Here is a 7777-nt window from a genome sequence, read left to right as displayed (position 1 = left end):
GCGCGTATCGCAAACGATCACACGCGGACGAGGTTCCTTCAGGCCGCGCGCCATGTCGAAGGCCTTGCGGACCGCCTCGATGTCGGTGCCGTCGACGCGCTGCGCATGCCAGCCGAACGCCTCGAACTTGTCGGTCACCGGTTCGGAGGAGAGCATGGCCGTCGACGGACCATCGGCCTGCTGATTGTTGAAGTCGACAATGGCAATGAGATTGTCGAGCTTGTGGTGGGCGGCCGACATCGCGGCTTCCCAGGTCGAGCCCTCACCGAGCTCGCCGTCGGACAAAAGATTGTAGACGAAACTGTCGCTTCGCTTGCGCGTCAGCCCCATGCACATGCCAACGGCAATGCCAAGGCCGTGACCGAGCGAGCCGCCGGTGATCTCCATGCCGGGCGTGTATGGCGCCATGCCGGACATCGGCATACGGCTTTCATCGCTGCCATAGGTTTCGAGCTCTTCCTCCGGCAGCACGCCCGCTTCGATCAGAGCCGCGTAGAGCGCGATCGCATAGTGTCCGATCGACAGCAGGAAGCGGTCGCGTCCCTCCCACAACGTGTCCTCCGGCCGGTAACGAAGCGCATGGAAATAGGCGACGGCAAGCACGTCGGCGACACCCAGCGCCTGTCCGACATAACCTTGGCCCTGGACTTGACCCATCCGCACGGCGTGTCGGCGGATACGATAGGCTCGTTCGGCCAGGCTGACATTGCTGCCAGCGCGAGGCATCTCAAGCTCCGTTGTCCACTCAGCCATGGATTAGCATCCCACCGTTGACATCGATCACGGCGCCGGTGATGTAGCTGGCCAGATCGGAAGCCAGGAAGAGATAGGCGCCGGCTACGTCGCGCGCCTCGCCCAGCCGGCTGAGCGGGATTCCCTTGATGATGTCGGCGCGCATGGCGTTGGTCAGTTTGCCGCCGGTGATGTCGGTCTGGATCAGGCCCGGTGTGATGCAGTTGACGCGGATGCCTTCGGGACCGAATTCGCGCGCCATGGCCTTGGCAAGCCCCAGAACACCCGCCTTGGCAGCCGAATAGTGCGGGCCACCGAAGATGCCGCCGCCGCGCTGGGCCGAAACTGACGACATGCAGATGATCGAGCCGCCGCCATTTTCGCGCATGTTCGGGATGAATGCCTGGCTGAGATGGAGCACGCCGCGTAGGTTGACATCGAGGATGCGGTCCCAGTCAGCCGCGCTGATCTCCAGCGTCTTGACCGGCTGCGTGACGCCCGCATTGTTGCAGAGCACATCGATCCTGCCCAAGGTTTCTGTCACTTGCGCCGCCGCCCTCTTGCAGGCGTCGAGGTCCGCGACGTTGCACGCAAGGCCGATATGGTCGGGTCCAAGCGACGCAGCGGCGTCACGCGCTTGCCCGTCATCGAGGTCGAGTATTGCAACGCGAGCCCCGTGCTGTACCATCAGCGCTGCCGTGGAGCGGCCAATTCCCCGGGGGCCCGCGGCCCCCGAAATCACCACGGCCTTGCCCTTCAGCAACAAGTCGAACTCTCCTGCTATTTCTGTTTGCCGGTGATCTAAAGTCGGTAGAACCGGGCGGCGTTGTCATGGAACAGCGCGAGCCGCTCCTCGTGTGGGCGATCGTAATTTCCTTGAAGGCGTTCAAAATGGCGTCGAAGCTCGAGAACAGCTTGTCGACGGGGAAGTTCGTCGCGAACATCGAGCGGCCGACGCCGAAGGCTGCGATCGCCTCCTCGATGCTCGGCGCCGTCGACCTGCATGCCGGTGTGATTGAGAATGATCTGCACGTCGGGAAAGTCGCGCGCCAGTTCGAGGAACTCGCTCATCTGCGGATAGTAGAGCTGCGGGTCGAAGCTCAGCCCGCGCTTCGCCAGCTCCCGGAAGCCGCGCCGCCATTCGGGCGTACGACTGACCTCCGGCCGCGCCAGATAGGTCTTGGCGGGGTCGGGATGATAATTCATCGGCCGCCGCATGCCACGGAAGTTCGGATATTCCATGTGGCGGTCGAGGAGGTCGCCGACGTCGGGTTGGGACAGGTCGGCATAGCCGACGATGCCATGCGGAAAGCCTCGCTTGTTGGCGATCTCCTGCAGCCAGCGCGTTTCCCCAACCGGATCGCCGGGATCGAGAAGCAGCACTTCGGCTCCGGTGGAAAGGGCACGAGCGATCCGGACGATCTGGCCTTCGTGGAGGGACAATTTGCGTGCCGGCATTATCGATGATCGCTTCGCCGATCGCTGGGTCGATCAGCTGGAGCGCTCCGAGCGCAGTTTCGCGCGTGCGGCGACGGCTGATCTGCGACCAGCCCGACCTCGCATGCACAATGCCGATGTTTTCCGCGACCGGACAGCTCGGGCAACAGCGCCAGCTCCTGATGCACCACCGCGATGATCGGGCTGTTGTGGTCGGCCTTCGACGAGGCGAAGCCAATCTCGCCGGCTTCGCGTGAGGTCAGCCCTGTGACGATGCGGATGAGAGTGCTTTTGCCGGCGCCGTTGCCGCCCAGGAGCGCGTGGATTCCGTCGGCCCGGACCTGAAAACTCACACCCCGCAGGACACGGGTTGCGTCATAACTCTTCTCGATATTGGCAGCTTCGATCAGGGGCTTCCTGGTCCATACCTGTCCAACTCCCGGCACGTTGCCGGCGCTACCCAAGCTTTGGGTTGAACTCGGCTCCATCCTGTATCTCCTTCCGGGACCACTGTGCGACCGATTGACATTCGGCTCAATTTTCGTTTCTTAACATTCTGTGTAGCTGAGCTTAACTGACGAGGACGAGGTCAGACATCAAGTTCAATTCGATGACGCATTTCGAGGCAGTCGCGCGGCTCGGCGGCGTGGCAAAGGCCGCTCAGGAATTGCAGGTGACACCTTCGGCGGTTAGCCAGCAGCTGCGGCTGCTCGAACACCAACTCGGGGTGCGCCTTTTTCAGCGCGAAAAGCGCCATCTCTCGCTCACGATCGACGGTGAGCGGCTCTTCCAGACCACGACCCAGGCTTTCGAATCCATACGCGAGGTGCGTAATGCCATTGTGCGGCAGCGCGAAAGCTTCCAGCTTAGCCTGCGCGTCAGTCCTTCCTTCGGCGAGAAATGGCTGGCGCCGCGGTTGGCCGAGTTCAGCAAGGGCTATCCGAGCTGGAATTTGCGCGTCGACGCCACGCCCAATTTCTCGGATTTCGAAACGGAGGTCATCGATCTCGATCTTCGTTATGGCGACGGCGGCTGGGCCGGCCTTTATTCGGATTGCGTCGTCAACGATCTGATCCTGCCGATGTGCTCGCCTTCCTATCTTGCCGAACTGCGCGCGATCTCACCGGATCCGCGCGAGCAGCTTCGCCATGCGCGGTTGATCGACAGTGTGAAGGCCTATTTCCGGTGGGATTATTGGCTGCCGTGCAACGGTATCCAGGGCGCCCGCACGACGTATCCCTATCGTTTCGACCGTTCGTCAATGTCGGTTCAACTGGCGAAGGACGGTGCAGGTGTGGTCCTGGAAAGCACATCCATCGCATTCGAGGACCTGGTGTCGGGTTCTCTGGTTCCGGTCTCGATAGAGTTCGAGGTCATCGAGTTTCCGGGATACTGGCTGGTCTGTCCTTCGCGGCATATGAACCGGCGCGCGGTTCGCCTGTTTTCGGACTGGGTGTCACGCGTGGGTAAGCGCGACACCGATCTGGCTCGCCGGTTTCTGGCGGATAAGCAACTGCGCATATCGTTCGAACGACGGCCTCATTTCGGGGCACGGCATGACAAAGCGGCGCCAATGGCGTGAACAGTTCGGCGTTCAAGACATGGCAAGACGAAGATTGACAGCACGTTGCGGTTGAGGAGCTGGCAAAACCCAGGCTGTGTGCAAGCGAATGGGTTGGCCCCGCTTTTCATTTTCCGCGTAGCCTGTGCCTGTGGCTGCCCGCGCCACAAGGCGTTGGTGCACAAATGTGGCATTAGGCACAATCAGCTCTTTGATGCCGCCTGCTATGTCGGCCTTGCCGGGCAGCGAACGGACTCCGGGCGTGCGCACGCCGTCATGCGGTTGAGAACGGCGCAGCCGATGGCGACCTCCGTCTGCTGAGCCGAAAAGGAGCGGGCTCGCAGGCGACGTCCGATCAGCCTCTTGTAGCGCCCGACGGCGGTCTCGATCAGGGCGCGCTTGCCATAGCCGGTGGACGCCTGCCAATTCAGCCTTCCATCATTGGCGATCGCCGTGATGTGACCGTCCCTTTGACCGGGTGGTCCGGTGTCATCACTCTCCACGGCCGTTGAACGTGGCGGGATGACTATCCTTGCGGTGACGCTGTGTTGCAGCACCGCGCAGTAGGTGGGACCGCCATCATATGCTCCGTCGGCCGTGAATTGGTCGATCTCTGCGTCGATCCGGTCGAGCAGCGGCTTCACCTGCGAGGGATCGTCGCCGTCCTGGTCGGTCAGACAATGGGCGATGATCTCCCCGCTGTCGGCATTGAGAACCAAATGCAGCTTGCGCCAGGTCCGGCGTGATCTGGCACCGTGCTTGTCTTCCAGCCATTGGCCGGCGCCGTAGACTTTCAAATCCGGTGCTATCGATCAGCACATGCAGCGGACCGTCCTCGGGATGCCGCTGCCGCTTGGCCGATGGTTCCCATATCTGCGCCCGGCGGCTTGGCGTCTGTGATCGGGAACCGGTAGATCAAGCCCCATCAGATCGAGCAGCGAGGTCGCCAATCCCTCGCTCTGGCGCAGACGAAGCCCGAAGACGCATCCCAGTGTCAAGACCGCCTCGATGGCGAGATCGGAATAGCGGGGCTGGCCGCCGCGGGTCGTTCTTCGCGGCGCATGCCACCTGGCCAAGGCTTCTTCTGTCAACCACAGCGTCAGACTGCCGCGCCGCCGAAGGCCCGCCTCGTATTCCGGCCAGTTTGTCACCTTGAATTTCATCTTCGCGACTCGGTGGCGGCGGCTGGCATTGTGTTTGTAGGGCATCGGGCGAAGATCATGTCGTTGGCGATCTCGCCTGCTCAAGCGGGTGCGGAAAGATGGCTCTCTCCCGCGGATTTCCCCACTGGTTGATGCCTACAATGCCGTCAGCGTGTTGTATGGCGTTCCGATTGGCGGGGAAGATCTCGATCTCTACCAGGGGTCCCGAGACTTTTAATTGCGAAGGGAGCGGAGCCATTCGACACGATCGAGCAAGGTGAAATGGTAACCGAGCATCCCGAACCGGGCGAAGTCATCTGGTGCGATGATTCCGGTGTCACGTGCCGCCGCTGGAACTGGCGGCAGGGGCGGCGCACCATGGTCACGGTCCATACCCGCGCCATGTGGCTCGTGCTGGAAGCCCTCGGCCCAATGTCAGCTAAACAGATGACGGCCACCGGAGAGCATCTGATGGGACTTATCCAAGCGTTGTGCCCGGGTGCGCGAATCGAAACCGCGCGGATTGACGAGTCCACTACATCTCGTGTCCCTTAGGGCATGGCCCACCTTTCGGAGAAACACCCCACTCAGCCCTGTCCGGATCTGGCGCTCCTTGCTCGCTCCGCTGCCTACACAGTTGATTGCGAACGACCCAGAACGGCTCTCGAAAACGAGCGTCGAACGAAATCAGATCACTGCTTGTTCTCCCTTAGCGTTGTTTGGCGTACTTTTATCGCGATGCCCTCTTGTGGGCCGTGCCATAACGCAGTTGATGATCATGCCTGACTACGAAGCGTCGGCCGCCGATAGTCTGGATACAGCGCTCGCTGTGCTGGATGAGGTATGTTATCGCCTGAGATCTGACCGCCTCATCCCAGCGGACAAAACGGGGCAGGGAGGGGGCTTTTCAGAGCCCGGACGCCTTGGTGAGATTGACGCGGAAACGATCGCGCCGGCGCTGATACTTTCGCGTCATCTCGGCCGAGGCGTGACCGAGCTGCTTTTGCACATAGCGCTCGTCGACCTCGGCCGAGGACGCGAGGCCGGCGCGCAGCGAATGGCCAGCAAACTTTTGACCGCGTTCGCCCTCCGACAGATCGCCACGCACGCCGGCGGCGAGCGCCGTGCGCTTGACCAGCCGCGCAACTTCCTGGTCGTTAAGCCGATCGGCGCCGACTCTTTTGCCTTGCCCTATTACCCTTCGGAACAAAGGGCCATGGCCGATCCGCGCCAGCTTCAGCCAGGTTTGCAGCGCGACCACCGGGCAGGTGGCGTCGGAGGAGCCGCGGCCGACCTCGACCTCGCGCCAACCGGTTTTGCCGCGCAGGGTCACCAGCACGCCCTTGTCAGGAAAAAACTCAATCCAGCCAGAAGAATCCTCGGTCTGGTCGCGACCAACGTCGAGCCCGACGATTTCCGAGCGCCGCAGCCCACCGGCAAAACCCAGAAGCAGCATGGCGCGGTCGCGCAGCCCGCGCAGCGTGCCGCGGTCGAGGGTTTCCAGCATGGCGATCAGATCCTCAGGCAGGATCGCTTCCTTCTGCCGGGGAGGGGAGGCGTGGGTGTTGCGAACGCCAGCCATCACCGTGGCGATATGCCGGTCCTTGCGGTCCAGCGGCTGGCCGCGCTGGGCAAAATTCCAGGAGAGCGACGAAAGCCGGCGCTCGATGGTTGAAACGGTGTTGGGCTTTTTGTCGCCAGTGGCCGTACCTGACGCGCAGGCGGCGATATAGAGCCCGACGACCTGAGGATCGGGCGGGAACATCTCGATGCCTTGGCGCCGGCACCAGCTCGAAAAATGCTTCCAGTCGGCTGCGTAGGCGCGGCGCGTGTTGGCCGAACTCGCCGCCTCGATATAATCGCGCGCGCGGCCGGCGAGCGCCTCAAGATGCGCAGGCAGGCTGGGATTGGCAATGGCTGGAAGGGGAGGGGACGAGGCTAGGTCGGCATCGCCCATCTGCATGACGATATCGATGATGTCGGGCATGTCGTCCTCGCCGGAAGCAGCGGATGATCGTTGCGCGTCGCCAGCCATGCTCATGCCGCTTCGATATCCGTTTGGGAGAAGTCTTTGCCGACGAAAAGCAGCGGTTCATCCGCACGCTTTGCCAAAGCATAGGACAGGCAATCGGCAAAATTCAGCGCCGCCGGGTGGTGGCCCTTGCCGTAGGTCAGCCAACCTTGGGTCGCCAGATCAACCAATTCGGAGTCGACAGGAATGATGTCGGCCTCGATTTTGCGCAGCCAAAGATCGATCTCGGCCAATGCGTGTTCGCCGCGCCTGCTGACCAGCACCATGCGTGCCTCGAGCACGCAGGTTGCCGGGACCAGACGGATTGGGTCCAAGACCAGCGCTCGTTCCAGCCTTGCTGCCTCAGGCTCGCTCCGAAGGATCGCTACAACAGCTGAGGTGTCGATCACCATCAGTTAGGGATTCCATGCTCGTCATACCCGATGATCTCCTCGTCGCTGCGACTATCCAGTTCAGGCAATCGTGCCACTCTTTCTCGGATGGCGCGCAATTCTGCCAGCAGACGCTCCTGAGCGGTCTCTCCAAAGCCCAAGCGATGCAAGCGCTCGCTCAGGGCCTGATGAATGGCTGCTGTCTTACTGATACCCTGGCGGCGTGCGAGTTCATCGGCGAGAGCAACGGTGGCCGGATTTTTGATGTTCAGGGACACGAAAGACTCCAAAATTCTACCTTTCTGGCCAATTCTACCATGGACCCCTAACCTCGTAAAGGACGAATGATAAGGCAAGATTATCGTTCGTTCTATCAATGCGACAAGCGCAGCGCTTTTTATGCATTTCGGTTGCCAAAAGCGCCGTCATGATTCATCTTGTTTTCGATGATTCTGCGGCCCAAACCCTCCCTGCGCCACCACGGCGCCCCTCCCGGCGCCCC

At 61.7% G+C, this 7777-nt stretch carries 9 protein-coding genes and 2 pseudogenes; 3 read left to right on the top strand and 8 right to left on the bottom strand.

The features are described from left to right. The 4 genes and pseudogenes from NKH01_RS27150 to NKH01_RS27135 form a co-directional block, all read right to left on the bottom strand. A partial coding sequence (locus NKH01_RS27150) for a transketolase (RefSeq protein WP_353023276.1) occupies nucleotides 1-726 on the bottom strand: 726 nt, incomplete at its 3' end. Nucleotides 727-745: 19 nt separating this feature from the next. After that, nucleotides 746-1498 (bottom strand): SDR family NAD(P)-dependent oxidoreductase, encoded by a 753-nt coding sequence (locus NKH01_RS27145; RefSeq protein WP_352453729.1) that lies wholly within the window; start codon nucleotides 1496-1498, stop codon nucleotides 746-748. 35 nt (nucleotides 1499-1533) lie between these two features. Further along, nucleotides 1534-2103: pseudogene (locus NKH01_RS27140) on the bottom strand (amidohydrolase family protein); the annotation flags it as partial. A gap of 86 nt (nucleotides 2104-2189) precedes the next feature. Further along, the gene (locus NKH01_RS27135; RefSeq protein WP_353023270.1) at nucleotides 2190-2657 is read right to left on the bottom strand and encodes an ATP-binding cassette domain-containing protein; all 468 of its coding nucleotides are present in this window, start codon (nucleotides 2655-2657) and stop codon (nucleotides 2190-2192) included. Between the two features lie 122 nt (nucleotides 2658-2779). On the opposite strand from NKH01_RS27135, the gene NKH01_RS27130 reads away from it, so the two are divergent. Continuing rightward, complete coding sequence (locus tag NKH01_RS27130; protein ID WP_352475088.1) at nucleotides 2780-3751, top strand: LysR substrate-binding domain-containing protein; 972 nt, start codon at nucleotides 2780-2782, stop codon at nucleotides 3749-3751. 203 nt (nucleotides 3752-3954) lie between these two features. Here the strand turns inward: NKH01_RS27130 and NKH01_RS27125 are convergent. Next, nucleotides 3955-4938: pseudogene (locus tag NKH01_RS27125) on the bottom strand (IS5 family transposase). Here NKH01_RS27125 and NKH01_RS27120 point away from each other — a divergent pair. Together NKH01_RS27120 and NKH01_RS27115 are read left to right on the top strand one after the other, a co-directional pair. Then, entirely contained in the window at nucleotides 4937-5110 is a 174-nt protein-coding gene (locus tag NKH01_RS27120) for a phenylalanine--tRNA ligase beta subunit-related protein (RefSeq protein WP_502908712.1), read from the top strand. The pseudogene NKH01_RS27125 and the gene NKH01_RS27120 overlap by 2 nt on opposite strands. Continuing rightward, on the top strand, nucleotides 5110-5427 hold the full coding sequence (locus tag NKH01_RS27115; protein WP_502912681.1) for a phenylalanine--tRNA ligase beta subunit-related protein: 318 nt from the start codon (nucleotides 5110-5112) through the stop codon (nucleotides 5425-5427). Before NKH01_RS27120 ends, NKH01_RS27115 begins: the two co-directional genes overlap by 1 nt. A 352-nt stretch (nucleotides 5428-5779) precedes the next feature. Here the strand turns inward: NKH01_RS27115 and NKH01_RS27110 are convergent, their stop codons facing one another. From NKH01_RS27110 to NKH01_RS27100, 3 genes are read right to left on the bottom strand one after another with little or no spacing between them, the layout of a single operon-like run. After that, nucleotides 5780-6913, bottom strand: coding sequence for a site-specific integrase (locus NKH01_RS27110; protein ID WP_352474501.1), 1134 nt, complete (start codon nucleotides 6911-6913; stop codon nucleotides 5780-5782). Next, the gene (locus NKH01_RS27105; RefSeq protein ID WP_352467886.1) at nucleotides 6910-7296 is read right to left on the bottom strand and encodes a type II toxin-antitoxin system VapC family toxin; all 387 of its coding nucleotides are present in this window, start codon (nucleotides 7294-7296) and stop codon (nucleotides 6910-6912) included. The genes NKH01_RS27110 and NKH01_RS27105 overlap by 4 nt, the downstream gene beginning before the upstream one ends. Next, nucleotides 7296-7553: a type II toxin-antitoxin system VapB family antitoxin gene (locus tag NKH01_RS27100; protein WP_031195575.1), complete on the bottom strand. Its 258-nt coding sequence runs from the start codon at nucleotides 7551-7553 to the stop codon at nucleotides 7296-7298. The genes NKH01_RS27105 and NKH01_RS27100 overlap by 1 nt, the downstream gene beginning before the upstream one ends. Nucleotides 7554-7777 lie beyond the last annotated feature (224 nt).

It is taken from the genome of Mesorhizobium sp. M1403 (assembly GCF_040317695.1).
GTDB lineage: Bacteria > Pseudomonadota > Alphaproteobacteria > Rhizobiales > Rhizobiaceae > Mesorhizobium.
This window is presented reverse-complemented; position numbering and strand designations above follow the sequence as displayed.